The sequence below is a fragment of the Arthrobacter pascens genome (genome assembly GCF_017052465.1).
Lineage (GTDB): Bacteria > Actinomycetota > Actinomycetes > Actinomycetales > Micrococcaceae > Arthrobacter > Arthrobacter pascens.
In genome coordinates this window covers 43,319-58,316 of record NZ_JAFHKT010000145.1, presented here as the reverse complement: position 1 = coordinate 58,316, position 14,998 = coordinate 43,319, and the positions used below count along the sequence as shown (strand labels likewise).

At 66.8% G+C, this 14,998-nt stretch carries 11 protein-coding genes; 6 read left to right on the top strand and 5 right to left on the bottom strand.

Going from position 1 to position 14,998, the window contains the following annotated elements; genetic code table 11:
• The first annotated feature begins 49 nt into the window (after nucleotides 1–49).
• A complete protein-coding gene (locus tag JYA52_RS14665) occupies nucleotides 50–2,209 on the top strand; it encodes a primosomal protein N' (protein WP_240460366.1) in 2,160 nt (719 codons plus the stop codon).
• Here JYA52_RS14665 and JYA52_RS14660 read toward each other — a convergent pair.
• The 3 genes from JYA52_RS14660 to JYA52_RS14650 are packed head-to-tail and all read right to left on the bottom strand — an operon-like array spanning nucleotide 2,206 to nucleotide 5,103.
• Nucleotides 2,206–3,294: a glycosyltransferase family 4 protein gene (locus JYA52_RS14660; RefSeq protein ID WP_205653910.1), complete on the bottom strand. Its 1,089-nt coding sequence runs from the start codon at nucleotides 3,292–3,294 to the stop codon at nucleotides 2,206–2,208. The genes JYA52_RS14665 and JYA52_RS14660 overlap by 4 nt on opposite strands.
• Complete coding sequence (locus JYA52_RS14655; RefSeq protein ID WP_205653909.1) at nucleotides 3,291–4,220, bottom strand: alpha/beta fold hydrolase; 930 nt, start codon at nucleotides 4,218–4,220, stop codon at nucleotides 3,291–3,293. The genes JYA52_RS14660 and JYA52_RS14655 overlap by 4 nt, the downstream gene beginning before the upstream one ends.
• Before the next feature lie 13 nt (nucleotides 4,221–4,233).
• Nucleotides 4,234–5,103, bottom strand: coding sequence for an aldo/keto reductase (locus JYA52_RS14650; RefSeq protein WP_205653908.1), 870 nt, complete (start codon nucleotides 5,101–5,103; stop codon nucleotides 4,234–4,236).
• An 84-nt stretch (nucleotides 5,104–5,187) separates the two neighbouring features.
• On the opposite strand from JYA52_RS14650, the gene JYA52_RS14645 reads away from it, so the two are divergent.
• Nucleotides 5,188–6,651 (top strand): protein adenylyltransferase SelO, encoded by a 1,464-nt coding sequence (locus JYA52_RS14645; RefSeq protein WP_205653907.1) that lies wholly within the window; start codon nucleotides 5,188–5,190, stop codon nucleotides 6,649–6,651.
• Between the two features lie 364 nt (nucleotides 6,652–7,015).
• On the top strand, nucleotides 7,016–8,110 hold the full coding sequence (locus tag JYA52_RS14640; protein ID WP_205653906.1) for a M23 family metallopeptidase: 1,095 nt from the start codon (nucleotides 7,016–7,018) through the stop codon (nucleotides 8,108–8,110).
• A gap of 53 nt (nucleotides 8,111–8,163) precedes the next feature.
• Here JYA52_RS14640 and JYA52_RS14635 read toward each other — a convergent pair whose 3' ends face one another.
• The gene (locus JYA52_RS14635) at nucleotides 8,164–9,126 is read right to left on the bottom strand and encodes a sugar-binding transcriptional regulator (protein WP_205653905.1); all 963 of its coding nucleotides are present in this window, start codon (nucleotides 9,124–9,126) and stop codon (nucleotides 8,164–8,166) included.
• 136 nt (nucleotides 9,127–9,262) lie between these two features.
• Between JYA52_RS14635 and JYA52_RS14630 the strand changes: the two genes are divergently transcribed.
• The 3 genes from JYA52_RS14630 to glpK all read left to right on the top strand — a co-directional run bounded on the left by JYA52_RS14630 (nucleotide 9,263) and on the right by glpK (nucleotide 13,545).
• Nucleotides 9,263–11,050, top strand: coding sequence for a glycerol-3-phosphate dehydrogenase/oxidase (locus JYA52_RS14630; protein WP_205653904.1), 1,788 nt, complete (start codon nucleotides 9,263–9,265; stop codon nucleotides 11,048–11,050).
• A gap of 150 nt (nucleotides 11,051–11,200) precedes the next feature.
• The gene (locus JYA52_RS14625) at nucleotides 11,201–11,947 is read left to right on the top strand and encodes an MIP/aquaporin family protein (RefSeq protein ID WP_205653903.1); all 747 of its coding nucleotides are present in this window, start codon (nucleotides 11,201–11,203) and stop codon (nucleotides 11,945–11,947) included.
• Nucleotides 11,948–12,030: 83 nt separating this feature from the next.
• The gene (glpK, locus tag JYA52_RS14620) at nucleotides 12,031–13,545 is read left to right on the top strand and encodes a glycerol kinase GlpK (RefSeq protein ID WP_205653902.1); all 1,515 of its coding nucleotides are present in this window, start codon (nucleotides 12,031–12,033) and stop codon (nucleotides 13,543–13,545) included.
• A gap of 82 nt (nucleotides 13,546–13,627) precedes the next feature.
• Here the strand turns inward: glpK and JYA52_RS14615 are convergent, their stop codons facing one another.
• On the bottom strand, nucleotides 13,628–14,497 hold the full coding sequence (locus JYA52_RS14615; RefSeq protein ID WP_240460390.1) for a hypothetical protein: 870 nt from the start codon (nucleotides 14,495–14,497) through the stop codon (nucleotides 13,628–13,630).
• Nucleotides 14,498–14,998: the final 501 nt, after the last annotated feature.

Genomic DNA, 14,998 nt, shown 5'->3' with positions numbered 1-14,998 from the left:
TACCCGGGTGCTTGGCTGGTGGTTGACCCGGGACGGAGGCAGGCATTAAATGGCACTGAATGCAGGGCGGGCAATGACCAACAAGCCGCAGCAGCTTTCCCTGCTCCAGGGCTTCCCCGCCAGTCCCAGGACTGCAGCGGGGCCGCCCCTTGCGGCCAGCCTGCCGGTGGCCCGTGTTCTCATTGAGTCTTCGCTGCCGCACCTGGACCGGCCGTTCGACTACAGCGTTCCCGCGGAGATGGCTGACACAGCCCAGGCCGGGGTCCGCGTCAAGGTCAAGTTCAGCGGGCAGGAACTCAGCGGCTACGTTCTTGAGCGGACGGCCGAGTCCGACGCCGGCCATGAGCTGGTGCCGCTCCACAAGGTGGTATCGCCTGTCGCTGTCCTGCCCCCAGGGCTCAAGGAACTCGCCAACCGTGTTGCGGCCCGCTACGCGGGCACCGTCAGCGACGTCCTGCGGGTCGCCATCCCGCCGCGGGTCGCCAAGGTGGAGAAGGAACTCGCGGCCGACGAACCGGGCGGGCAGCCTTCCCCAGGGCCGGAGACACAGCCACTGCGCTCAGAAGCACCCAACGGCGGCCCGGCCTGGGCGGAATACCGGAACGGCAGCGCCTTCCTGCGCCACCTCAACGGCGGCGGATCGCCGCGGGCCGTGCTCAGCGCCCTGCAGGGCTTCGGCCCCGGCGGCTGGCCGCGGCTGATCGCCGAGGCGGTCGCGGCGGTCCGGCAATCCGGACGCGGCGCGGTTGTTGTGGTGCCCGATTACCGGGACCTTGACCGGGTCCAGGCGGCCTTGGAGGAGCTCCTCCCGGCCTCCGACCTCGCCAGGCTCACGGCGGACGATGGCCAGACGCCGCGCTACCGCAGCTACCTCCAGGTCCTCAACGGCACCGCCGGCGTGGCCGTGGGCACCCGCTCGGCGGCGTATGCGCCCGTCCGGGACCTCGGCCTCGTGGTGTGCTGGGACGACGGCGACGACCTCCACATCGAGCAGCGCTCTCCCTACGCCCACACCAGGGAAGTGCTGCTCCTCCGCGCAGAGCAGGACGGCGCCGCCTGCCTGCTGGCCGGGCACACCCGCAGCACGGAGGCGCAGCGCCTCGTGGACGCGGGCTGGGCCATGCCCGTCGATGCCGCACGCCCGGTGGTCCGCAGGACCGTTCCCCGCGTCCTCAACACCGCCGACAGCTTTGAACAGGAACGCGATCCCCTCGCCCGGATTGCACGGCTGCCCGGCGCGGCCTGGCGGACCGCCAAGGATGGCTTGGAACGCGGCCCAGTCCTCGTCCAGGTGGCCCGCTCCGGCTACGCACCGTCCCTTGTCTGCGACAGGTGCCGTGAACCGGCCCGCTGCCAGTCGTGCCAGGGGCCGTTGGCCATTGCGGGGGCTTCCGGCAGTTCGGCCGTGCCGCAGTGCCGGTGGTGTTCAGCCCCGGCCCCGGCATGGCGGTGCGGCCACTGCAACAACACCCATCTGCGCCGCGGCGCCACCGGGGTCCTGCGCACCGCGGAGGAGCTGGGACGGGCCTTCCCGGGAAAACCCGTGGTGACGTCCTCGGGCGACCACGTCAAAGCGAGCGTTCCGGATGCCGCATCGCTCGTGGTGGCCACCGTCGGCGCCGAGCCGGTGGCCGACGGCGGGTACGCGGCGGCCCTGCTGCTCGACGGCGACTCCCTCCTGCGGCGCGAAAACCTCCGGGCGGGGGAGGACGCCGTGCGGCGCTGGTTCAACGCAGCGTCGCTGGTGCGGCCTGCAGCGGAGGGCGGGGTGGTGGTCATCACGGCTGACGACACCGCTGCCGTGGGTGCGCTGCTGCGGTGGGACCCCGCGGGTTATGCGCAGCGCGAACTGGGGCTTCGCACGGAACTGCAGCTCCCGCCTGCGGTACGCGTTGCGTCCGTGACCGGCGGCCGGACCGCCGTCGGGCATTTCACGGCCTCCGTGACCGGACGGCTGAAGGCGGAAGGAGTGGAGCTGCGCGTTGCCGGCCCGGCGCCGCTGCTGACGGGACAACCTCCTTTTCCGGCGAAGGCGGCCGGGAAGCCGGCGGTGGATGCCGGAAGTGAGGACGTCCGGACCCTGCTCTTCATTCCGTACGGGCAGGCTGGCACGGTAACCCGGGTCCTTCGGGCGGTGAAAGCCGCCAGCGCGGCGAAGCGCACCGACGATCCCGTCCAGCTGAGGCTCGACGGCGTGGACGTTCTCTAGCGGAGCTGCTTCTTGCCGCGCAGGGCCATGACTTCCGCCGCCACCCCCACCAGCTGCCGCGCTGAGGCGTCCCAACTGAAGTCGCGGGCCCGTTGCACCGAACGCCGTGACACGTCCTGCCAGTGCCGGACGTCGTCGAGGCTGCGCGCAGCAGCGGCGAAGGCCGCCGGTGAATCCGGATCCACGTAACTGGCGATGTCGGCGCCCACTTCGCGGAAGATCGGAATATCGCTGGCGATCACAGGGGTGCCCAGCGCCATGGCCTCCACGAGCGGCAGACCATAACCTTCGGCCTTCGACAGGCTGACCAGGGCGGTGGTGCGCTTGAGCAGCGCGGTGTACTCGTCGTCGGTCACGCCGTTGTGGAAGACCACCTTGGCGCCCGCCGGAATCAGGGCCTCCAGCTCGGCCCGGCGCTGCGGGGTGATCCGGCTCAGCAAATGCAGTGTATGACCGGGCAGCTCCGCCATCCCGGCAAGCATGGTCTCGACGTTCTTGTACGGCATGAACGAGCCCATGTAGAGCAGGGTCTTGTCCGCGCCCGCCTCCGGGTCGCGGGGGAGCTGCGAGGGCTGCGGCGCGTTGCTGACGATCCGGACCGGACGGTTCGTCAGCCGGTACTTGGCCATCAGTGCCTCGGTGGTGCGGCTGATGGTAGCCACCACATCGGCGCGGTTGAGCAGCAGCCGCTGGGGCCAGAACGCCTTGTGGTAGAGCCTCCACAGGATGCGGACCGGGGCCGGCAGGAAGCCGGGCGGGGCCGGGTGCTCGTAGTAGATCAGGTCGTGCAGCGTCAGCACCAGGCCGTACTTCCGCCCCCACGTGCCCATGGTCTGCATGGGGCAGACCACCACGTCGGCGCCCAGCGTGTTCACCGTCCTTGCAACGAATAGTTCCAAGGGGGAGAGCGGGCTGTTGATCAGCGTGTAGGGCACATCGGGCAGCAGGGCGAGCTGCCGGGGGTCGCTGATGAGCATGGACACGTCCGCGATTTTTGCGGTTGCGGCGATGAGGCTGGCACCGTAGCGGCTGATGCCGTCATGGTGGTCGGTCCGGGTGAAGCGGGCGTCGATGACAATTTTCACGCAGCGTGGTCCTTAAGGAAGCGGCGGATGAAACCCGCGGCGGGTTCCGGAGTTTCGTAGTGGATCAGATGCCCGACGCCGGGAATCACCTCCAGCCTGCCGTCCGGCAGGGAGCCGGCGAGTTTGTGCTGGTCACGGAGAAGCGCGATTTCGTCTTTTTCCCCGGCCACCAGCAGGACAGGCAGCGTGAGCTTGCCTGCCACCTCCGTGACATTGCTGCTGACGGACGCTGTGAAGGATTCCAGCAGGCTCTCGCGGTTGGCGAACGCGCTGAAGTAGGCGTTGTGCTGCCCGTGGATGAACCGCAGGAGCTCCTTGTCCTTGGTCTTCGCCATGGCCACGCTCATGACGCGGACAATGAGCCGGCTGCGCAGCAGCTGCAGGCCCATGCGGCGGGGGAGGCGGGCGGCGAGGCGGTAGTACAGCACCGCGAGCCGAGTCATGAGGCCTTTGGGGCCCTCGAGGGCCGGCGCCGCGATCGGGTTGATCAGGATCAGCGGCCGGATGGCCTGCGGATGGTCGGCCACGAAGTGGGCGGCGATGATGGATCCGAATGAGTGGCCCAGCAGGACCGTGTCCGGCCCCAGTCCGAGCGCCTCCATGAAGTCGCCGATGAACTGCCCGTACCGGCGGACGCTGTGTTCGCCGTCGGCAAATGCCTCAGAGCTGCCGAAACCGGGAAGGTCCGGCATGACCAGACGCATTTCAGGCAGTTGGTCCGCCACCCGCAGCAGCCCGTGGTGGTCGCCGCGGAAGCCGTGGATGACCAGGATGGTGCGCGTCTCCGGGGTGGTCCGGACCGGCTCGTAGGTCCAGTACGCCACAGTGCCGCCCGCGAGGCCTATCTCGGAGGCCCTGGTCCGGGCAGCAAGGCTGCCGCTGAAGAGGGACGGCGTGGTGGACGGCTCGGAGTCTGCTGTTTTCATTGCTGGAGGAATCCTAGTTGACGTTGTCGGGGTGGGAGCCGGTACGGTGGCCGCGGTCCAGGCCGGCGATATCGGCCATGTCCAAGGCAGACAGCTCAAAGCCGAAAATGTCGAGGTTCTGGCGGATCCGGTCCCAGGAGCTTGCCTTGGGGATGGCGACGTTTCCCAGCTGCAGGTGCCACCGCAGAATGATCTGGGCCGCCGAAACCCTGTGCTCGGCGGCGAGCGCCAGAATGTCCGGGTCCTCCAGGATCTGCCCGCGGCCCAGCGGGCTCCAGGCCTCGGTGAGAATGCCCAGCTCGCGGTGCTTTTCCCTCAGTTCCGCCTGCTGCAGCCACGGATGGAGCTCGATCTGGTTGACGGCGGGCACTACCTCGGCGGTCTCCAGGAGGCGGTCCAGGTGCTGCGGCTGGAAGTTGCAGACACCGATCGCCCGTACCTTGCCCTCCCGGTAGAGCGTTTCGAGCGCACGGTAGGTTTCCTGGAACAGTCCACGCCTGGGGCACGGCCAGTGGATCAGGTACATGTCCACATATTCCAGCCCCAGATTGATCATGGAAGTGTCGAAGGCCCGCAGCGTGGCGTCGTAGCCGTGGTCGTCATTCCAGACCTTCGTGGTGATGAACAGGTCTTCCCGCGACGTGGGCGGCGAAGATTCTCCGGAGCCGCCCCGCACGGCCTCCACGCCGTACAGGGAAACGATGCCGCGCGCGACGCCGGATTCGTTGCCGTACATTGCGGCAGTGTCGAAGTGCCGGTATCCCGCTTCGAGGGCCATGGTTACCAGCTTCGCTGTTTCGTCCCGCGGGACCTTGTAGAGGCCGAATCCCAACTGGTCGATCAGCACGCCGTTGTTCAGGCTGAGCCGGGGTGAGGTAGTCATGGCTATGACTCTACCGATACGGCCGGGCTGCCGCGCGGAGTCCGGCTCGCCACCCGGTGGCCGTGGCGCCGGTATCCTTGATAGATGAGTGACACAGCCCAGTCAGCCGTCACCTTTGGCGGCCGCTTCGCCCGGGAGTTCGCGGAGTTGGCCATTCCCTGGCGGGCGGAAGACGCTCCGGACCCGCAACTGCTGGTGCTCAACGAACCACTCGCCGCCGAACTGGACCTCGACCCCGCATTCCTGCGGAGTCCGGAAGGCCTGCTTCTGCTGATCGGGACCGAGGTTCCCGCGGAGGCCACTCCGGTGGCGCAGGCCTACGCCGGCCACCAGTTTGGCTGGTACGCCCCGCGTCTCGGCGATGGGCGCGCACTCCTGCTGGGCGAACTGGCGCACGCGGACGGCCAGCTGCGCGACATCCACCTCAAAGGCTCGGGCCGCACACCGTTCGCCCGGGGCGGTGACGGCTGGGCGGTCGTCGGACCGATGCTGCGCGAATACGTCGTGAGCGAGGCGATGCACGCCTTGGGCATTCCGACCACACGATCGCTCGCGGTGGTGGCGACAGGGCGTCCGGTGCAGCGTGAGACGGTCCTCCCGGGGGCCGTGCTCACCCGGGTCGCGAGCAGCCACCTGCGCGTTGGCAGCTTCCAGTACGCCCGGGCCACGGGCGACGTGGGCCTCGTTCGCCGTCTCGCCGATTACGCCATCACCCGCCACTACCCGGCCGCGATGGAGGCCGAGGACCGCTATGGAGCCCTGTTCCGGGCGGTGGTGGCCGCCCAGGCGAAGCTGGTGGCCCGCTGGATGCTGGTGGGGTTCGTGCACGGGGTCATGAACACGGACAACATGACGATCTCGGGGGAGACCATCGACTACGGGCCGTGCGCCTTCATGGAGGCATTCGACCCGGCCGCCGTCTACAGTTCCATCGACGAGGGCGGACGCTACGCCTACCGCAACCAGCCGGTGGTGGCGGAGTGGAACCTTGCCCGGCTCGCCGAGTCGCTCCTGCCCCTCCTCCACGAAGACCAGGAGAAGGGCGTGGAATTCGCTGTGGAATCACTCGGCGAATTCCGCCGGCAGTACAGTGCCGCCTGGTTCGCGGGAATGAAGGCCAAGCTCGGACTGCAGGAGGGCCTCGACGACGACGTGGCGTCGCCTCTCATCGACGACATCCTGGCTCTCCTGCAGGAGGGGGAGGTCGACTACACCTCGTTCTTCCGGCGCCTCGGCAGGGCCGCCCGCGGCCAGGCCGGACCTGCGCGTGACCTGTTCCCCGAACCGGCAGGGTTCGATGCCTGGGCCGAGCGCTGGCGCGCGCTGGATCCGGACGCCGGCGCGTTGGACCGGGTCAACCCTGCATACATTCCCCGAAACCACCTCGTGGAGGAGGCCCTCACTGCCGCCACCGAAGGTGACCTGGATCCGCTCCGCCGGCTCCTGGACGCGGTGTCCTCGCCCTTTGACGAGCGCCCCGGCCTGGAGCGCTACGCGGCCGCCGCCCCGGAGGACTTCGGCACCTACCGGACCTTCTGCGGAACCTGAGCCTCAGCCCGGTTACCCGCTCCTCGCCGGGCTTGCTCAGCATCGTGCGAAGATTTGCGCAGTTTGGGAGACGCTCAGGGCAAGATTTTCCGAGCTTATCCACATACGCGGCCAACGTGATTCCACCGGCCCGCCCAGCATGGTCCCATGGTAGAAACGACCGCCACGCAGCAGCATCCAGGCGGCCTTCATGGGGGAGATTCCGTTGGCAAAACATCTGGCACAGGCCGCTGCCCGGCGCGCTGCTAAGCATCGTCGACACGCCATTCGGCTGGCCGTGGCCGGCACCGCGGTCGTTGCGGCACATGCCGTTGGATTCCACGGCAGCGGCCCGGCACTTTCGTCCGGGGAGGTGGCGGCCCAGATGCCTGACACCATAGCGGTCAGATCGCCGCTCGGCTCCGCCGCCGTTGCGATGGCTGGCCGGGACTCCGTTCCCGGCGCCGCCGCTGTCTCGGCCCCGGCGGGGGCAGTCTTGTCCTACAGCCGGACCGAAGTCCTTACCAGGCCGAAGGAAGTGGTCAGGAAACTCGATGCCGCGCAGGCCCAACGGCGGCGCCCCTCCGCCGGAACCCTGATGGCGCCACTTGAGGTTCTTCATCGCAGCTCACGCTATGGGTTGCGGAAGAGTCCGATCACTGGCTCGGCAGGGGAGTTTCACTGGGGTTTGGACTTTGCCGCCGCCTGCGGAACCCGCGTTTACTCAGTGGATGCCGGCGTTGTCCGCGCAGTGGGATGGCATCGATGGGGTGGCGGCAACAGAGTGGAAGTCGATCACGGCAACGGCCTCATTACTACCTACAACCACCTGGAAGGCATCGCCGTCAAGAAGGGCCAGCCGGTAGAGGTCGGGGAAGTCATTGCCAAGGTCGGGACCACCGGTTCCTCAACAGGATGCCACCTCCATTTCGAAACGGTTTTGAACGGCAGCCATACGGATCCCGAGAAATGGACGCTGCTGCCGCTTCGCCAGGCGGAGCCCTTTGCCGACATAGCACTGACGGACTATCGGAAGGCCGGCAGGACGACGGACGAGCCCGCGTGGGCGGTTCCCCTCACAGAAAGCCACCACCATGAGGCGGCGGACCATGAGAATGAAACGCCGAAGAGCACCGCGTCAAAGAGGAAGTCCTCCTCACCCTCGGCCGCTGTCCCTGCACCGGCCCCCGTAAAGGCGACGGCCCCTGCAAAGGCGACAGCCCCTGCAAAGCCGGCCCCTGCGCCGAGCGCACCGGCTCCTGTTGCTTCTGCTGCTCCGACTCCCACCCCTTCGCGCCGGACCGCCCCGAGCTCTGCCCCGGCTCCAACGCCTGTTCCTGCCGGGGAAGTCACGCAGGAGCCCGCAGAGGAACCGCAACAGAAACCCGAACCAACCGCTGTGCCGGCCACCGCTAAGGCAGTCGCCGCGCCGGAACAATCGGCGGCGGCGCCGGCGGGTTCCCAGTCCGCCGTGCTGTGAAAGCCGTGCCGTGAAAGCCGTGCCGTGAAAGCTGGAGGCGCGGACCGTGCCGTTCAGCTGCCTTCGTCGAAACTGACCAGCCGGCGGGCGGACGCCTCGTCCAGGATCAGGTCGGTGGCGAGACCCGCCGCCAATGCTCCACGCAGCCCGTTGATCTTGGACGCACCGGACACCACGCAGATCCGCCGGCGGACCTGACGCAACTGGTCAAGGGAAGGTCCGGTGGACCGTTCGTTCAGCGTGATGCCGTCGGAGGAACCGTCGGCCCGGAAAAACACCGTGGCCACGTCGCCCACCACGTCGGAGCTGGCCAGGACGTTCAGGTCGTCCTCGTCGAGGTAGCCGCCGGCGTACACGTGGCTGGGGTAGTCCGCGTCCACGGACCCGACACCGAAGATTGCGATGCTCATCCGGGACTGCAGATCCAGGATGCGCTGAACGCTGCGCTCATTCCACATGGCGGTCTTGGTCGCCGCGTGGTCAAAGAAGGCCGGTACGGGAAACTGCTCAACCCGGGCACCGTAGGCGCTGCCGAAGCGGCGCATGATGTCGCTCGCGTACGTGATGCCCGTCGTCTGCATATTGCCCGCACCGTTCAACTGCACAACGATGGTGTCATGGGTGATCTTCCGGGTGAGGTGCCTGCTGACGGCGCTGAGCGTGGCACCCCACGCCACGCCAATGATGGCGTTCGAATCCACGAGGGGACCGATGGTCCGGGCGGCCTGCATTGCCACGCGGTCCAGGGTTTCCGCCTCATTCAGCGTGTCCAGCACCGGCACCACGTGCACATCCACCCCGTATTGGGACCGGATCAGCCGCTCCAGTTCGGGGCCGGTGTCCAGCGGACTGCGGATCTGGATCTGCACCAGTCCCGTCTCCCGGGCGGCCGAAAGGAGCCGGGAAACCGTGGACCGGGACGTGCGCAGTTCACGGGCTATGGCGTCCATGGTCAGGTCCTGAAGGTAATAGAGCTGGGCTGCCCGAAGGGCTTCGGAATGGCGTGGACGCGGCATCGCTGCTCCGTTCTGCACGTTTGTGCATTGTGCTTGACTACATTTTCCATTGCTTCGAAGAATAGGTGATGAAAGGCGGTCCGCTCCACAGCGTGCCGTTTGTAACAGCCCAAGGACCAAACCCAAAGGAGCAGTTTTGGGACTCAAGGATTCATCCGGCCATCCGTTCACCTCCGGTGCAGCGCACAGCACAGCGCGTGCATCCGTGGCCAACCTGCGGCATCGCCCCAACGCCCGTGTGCTGATCGTCGGAGGCGGCATCAACGGGGTCGGCACCTTCCGAGATCTGGCCCTGCAGGGCGTCGACGTGGCGCTCGTGGAGCGCGGCGACTACTGCCAGGGCGCCAGCGGCGCATCCTCGCACATGATCCACGGCGGCATCCGCTACCTCGAAAACGGCGAGTTCCGCCTCGTGCGGGAATCCGTGGTGGAACGCAACCGCCTCCTCCGGATCGCGCCCCACTACGTCAAGCCGCTGCAAACCACCATTCCGATTTTCAGCACCTTCTCCGGGGTCCTCGCGGCGCCGCTGCGTTTCCTGACCCACAAGCAACACGGCAAGCCCAAAGAACGCGGTGCCTTCCTCATCAAGCTCGGGCTCAGCCTGTACGACTCCTTCTCCCGCGACGGCGGCAGCGTCCCCCGCCACCAGTTCCGCGGCCGCAAGAAGGCGCTGGCTGAATTGCCACTGCTGCACCCCGGGGTCAAATACACGGCCACGTACTTCGACGCCTCCGTCCACAACCCGGAGCGACTCACGCTGGACGTCCTCCAGGACGGGGAGAGGGCCGGCGCCGCGGCGGAAGGCAGCGCGCGTGCCAGCAACTATCTCTCGCTGGCCTCGGTCAAGGCCGCCTCGGCGGGCTCAAGCACGGTGGAGCTCCGCGATGAACTGACAGGCGAGGTCTTCGACTTCACCGCGGACATCATCATCAACACCACGGGCGCCTGGGTCGACCTCACCAACCAGGCGATGGGTGCGCCGTCATCCTTCATGGGCGGCACCAAGGGCTCCCACATCGTCCTCGACCACCCTGGCCTGCTGGCGGCGTGCAACGGCCGCGAGATCTTCTTTGAGCACACGGACGGCCGGATCGTCCTGATCTACCCGATGGGCGACCGCGTCCTGGTGGGCACCACGGACGTCGACGCCGACATGTCCGAGGACGCCGTGTGCACCGACGATGAGATCGACTACTTCTTCGATCTAATCGGGCACGTCTTCCCCGACATCGCGGTGAACCGGCAACAGATCGTCTACACCTTCTCAGGCGTCCGCCCCCTTCCGCGGCACGACGCCACCCAGCCCGGCTTCGTCTCCCGCGACTACCGGATCGAGCGGCGCGCCCCGGAAGCCGGCGGCAGCGGCGCCGTCGTCCTCAGCCTCGTGGGAGGCAAATGGACCACGTTCCGGGCACTCGCGGAACACCTGAGCAACGACGTCCTCGCCGAACTGGGCATGGAACGGAAGGTTTCGACGGCGAAACTCGCCATCGGCGGCGGCGCCGGCTTCCCGGACTCTGATGCCGGGATCCAGCAATGGATCAAGGCGCACATGAACGGCTCCCGCGACGCCGACAGGGTCACCGGCCTGCTGACGAGATACGGCACCCGTGCCGAGGACGTCATCCGGTACCTCGACGGGGGCCCCGACAGCCTGCTCCGTTCAACCCGGGAACTGAGCGTCCGGGAGCTGGAATTCATGGCGGCACATGAGCAGGTCGGCCACCTCGTGGATGTCCTGGTCCGCCGGACGTCGCTGGCGTTCCGCGGGCTGGTCACGGGCGAGCTGCTGAACGAGGTCGCGGACACGTTGGCCGAACCGCTGGGCTGGGACGCGTCAGAGCGCGCCGCCGAGATCCACCACGCGGAGGAGGTGCTCAAGCGGTCCCACGGCGTCGAGGTCCACAGCCTGGTCGCCTAGGCCCGGTGCCCGGGCAGGGCAGCCCGGACACATGTGCCGGGACAGGTCACGCAGCCGACCGGTCCCGGCCGCCGCCAAGGCCAAAGCATTGGCGGCACACCCGTCCTTCAAACTCACGAAGGACCCACAACAGAAAACAAGGAGTCAAAGATGTCTCTTGGATTGGTTTTTCTTTCCGAAGTCTTCGGAACCGCGATGCTTACTCTGCTGGGTTGCGGCGTCGTGGCCAACGTCGCGCTCAAGGGCACAAAGGGCAACAACGGCGGGTTCCTGATGGTCACCTGGGGATGGGGCATCGCCGTATTCGCCGGCGTGTTTGTTGCCGCCAGGTCCGGCGCCCACCTGAACCCGGCGGTCACCCTGGGCTTGCTGGTCAACGGCAAGCAGGAGTACGCTCCGGGCGTTCCGGTGGACGCGGCGTCCACGTTCACGTACTTCGGCGGAGAAATGCTCGGGGCCTTCCTGGGCGCCGTGGTCATGTGGCTGGCGCACAAGCAGCACTTCGATGTGGAACCTGAACCGGCCAGCAAGCTCGGTGTCTTCTCCACGGGCCCGGCCATCCGCTCCACGCCCTGGAACCTGGCCACTGAAATCATCGGCACCTTCGTGCTGGTCTTCGTGATCCTCACCTTCGGCGGCACCCCCTCGGGGCTTGGCCCGCTGGCGGTGGCGCTCCTCGTCGTCGGCATCGGCGTATCCCTGGGCGGTCCCACCGGCTACGCCATCAACCCGGCCCGCGACCTCGGACCGCGCATTGCCCACGCCCTGCTGCCCATCAAGGGCAAGGGCTCCAGCGACTGGAGCTACTCGTGGATCCCCGTGGTGGGGCCGCTGATCGGCGGAACTCTGGCAGGCCTCGCCGGGCTGCTTCCGATCGTCTTCACCGCGGCCACGTAATCGCAACACGGCGGCCCTGAATTACAGCACTACCCGACCCACTCCAACTCCCAGACATACTCCACAACGACAAGGACGTCATCATGAGCCAATACATCATCGCCATTGACCAGGGCACCACCAGCACCCGGGCCATCGTGTTCGACCAGTCCGGCAACATCGTCTCCTCCGGACAAATGGAGCACGAGCAGATCTTCCCGCAGGCAGGCTGGGTGGAACACGATCCGGCAGAGATCTGGAACAACACCCGCGAGGTCATCGCCTCCGCACTGTCCAAGGCGAACCTGACGAGGCACGACATCGCCGGCGTCGGCATCACCAACCAGCGCGAGACCTCGGTGGTCTGGGACAAGACCACCGGCAAGGCCGTCTACAACGCCATCGTGTGGCAGGACACCCGGACCCAGCCGATTGTGGATGAACTGGCGAGGGACGGCGGGGCGGACCGCTTCAAGCAGAAGGTGGGCCTGCCGCTGGCAACCTATTTCTCCGGCACCAAGATCAAGTGGATACTGGACAATGTGGAGGGCGCCCGGGCGAAGGCTGAGGCCGGGGACCTGATCTTCGGCAACACGGACGCCTGGGTGCTCTGGAACCTGACCGGCGGCGTGGACGGCGGAGTACACGTCACCGACGTCACCAACGCCTCCAGGACCCTGTTCATGGACCTGGACACCCTGCAGTGGGACGAGGAGATCCTGGGCATCTTCGGCGTCCCCGCCACCATGATGCCGGCCATCAAGTCCTCCTCCGAGGTCTACGGCACCGTCCACACGTCCCAGCTGTTGCGCGAGGTTCCGGTAGCGGGCATCCTCGGGGACCAGCAGGCGGCCACCTTCGGCCAGGCGGCATTCGAGACCGGCGAGGCCAAGAACACCTACGGCACTGGCTGCTTCCTCATCTTCAACACCGGCGAGGAGATCGTCCATTCCAAGAACGGCCTCCTGACCACGGTTGGGTACAAACTGGGGGACGCCGCGCCGCACTACGCCCTGGAAGGCTCAATCGCCGTCACCGGCTCGCTCATCCAGTGGCTGCGCGACAACCTTGGCATGATCAGCAGCGCACCGGAGGTGGAAACCCTGGCGGCATCCGTGAAGGACAACGGCGGCGTGTACATTGTTCCGGCTTTCTCGGGCCTGTTCGCTCCGTACTGGCGGTCCGATGCGCGCGGCGCCATCGTGGGCCTCACGCGGTTTGTCAACAAGAACCACATTGCCAGGGCAGCGCTGGAGGCCACCGCCTTCCAGACCCGCGAGGTGCTCGATGCGGTCAACGCAGACTCGGGCGTTCCGCTCACCGAGCTGAAGGTCGACGGCGGCATGGTCGCCAACGACGCCCTTATGCAGTTCCAGGCGGACATCCTGGGTGTCCCCGTCATCCGGCCGAAGGTCGTGGAGACCACCGCGCTCGGCGCAGCCTACGCCGCCGGCCTTGCCGTCGGGTTCTGGAAGGACCTCGGCGAGCTGTCCGCCAACTGGTCCGAGGACAAGCGCTGGGAGCCGACGATGGACAAGGCGGAGCAGGACCGCCAGCTGCGGTTGTGGAGGAAGGCTGTGACCAAGTCCATGGACTGGGTGGACGAGGACGTGAAGTAGCGCTGCCGTGAGGTAGTTCCGGGCCTGGCCCCGGGCGGCCCCGGATCCGTGGAAGCCACGGGTCCGGGGCCGTTGCCGTCACTCAGTCGTCATCCTCCGGCGTCGAGACCTCGGCGCGCGGCGTCTTTGCGTACACATTCTTGCTGACCGTGTACCCATGCTTGTCAATCTTGAGCGCCTGCCGGTTGATCTCCCGCAGCTTGTCGTCGCTGAGCTTCTTGATCTTGACGAGGTCCATGGTTTCCCGTTCCACACCGCCCACGGCCGTCACCCTAACCAGCCCTATGCCTTCCGAGTAGAACTTCCGCTGGTGGCCAGCGCTGGCCGGCTCGAGCGGATTGTATTCGTCAATGACCAGCACATCTTTGTAGTGGCCGGTGGGCACCCGGACCTGCTGGTGCTTCTTCAGGACATCACCGCAATCCAGGAAATCCACTTCCGGAGCGTAGGCCTGGACATAGTGGGGAGCATTGATCCGGGGCTTGGCCTTCATGGCAATTCCCGCCTGCGCCTTGTCGAGCCCGTGGATGAACGTGCTGGGCGCGCCCACAAACTTGCCGTTTTCGAACTCTTCCGGATACTCCCCGAAGAGCCACACGTCGCCCTTCCTGGTCTGGGCGAAGAAGGCAAGTTCGGACTCCACGAGCTCGCCGTCGCTGTAGTCCCTGTCCCACATCACGAGAGTCTTCACGCCGTCCACGACCTTGGTGAGGCCTGTCACGGTGTGCACAACCGTCCGCACCGTGGTTTCGGTGGCGGTCTTAACCGTGCCGGTGGTCGTGTACTGCATGCCCGGCTTGAGTGGGAACCAATCGTTGTCGATTTTCGGTTTCTTGGGGAAAACGGAGCGGTCAAACCTGATGGCGGACCCTGGCCCGCAGAACTCCGGCGCGGCTGCCTTCGCGGCCGCCGCGGCCCCGGACGTTGACGTGAATGTGGCCAGAAACAGCATGAGCACTGAACCTACTGCAGTGAGGCGTCTCTTGTGCTGGAACATCTCGGTTGCCTTTCTCCATGGGGGATTTTGGTGCGGTTTAGAGCGGGAACTCAGGCGGGATGGGCGGCGGTGTGGGCAGCGGCGTCAACGACGGCGGACCCCAAGAGGGCAGGCCCAAAGACATGCGGGCGGCCCAGGGCGCGGCAGAATTCTGCGGGATGATTCGTTCGGGAAACGGGCAAACGGTCCACTGCAGGCTCCTCAAGCCGAGACCTTCGCCATACCCCCATACGCTTTGTTGAAATGGTGGACCCGCTTCCGCGGTTTGGCAATGGCTTTTCCGTTGCCCGCAACGCCATCTGGGGAACGCGTCCGGACGCGACTGTTTCAGCACGAATCCCGCGGAGACGCTAGAGTAGGTCTATGCGTGCGATCCTCCTGCTTAGCTAGCCGCCCGGTATCCCGGAACTACGGACTACCGAGCGGCCGCCCCTCCATGTCGAGGGGCTTTTGTGT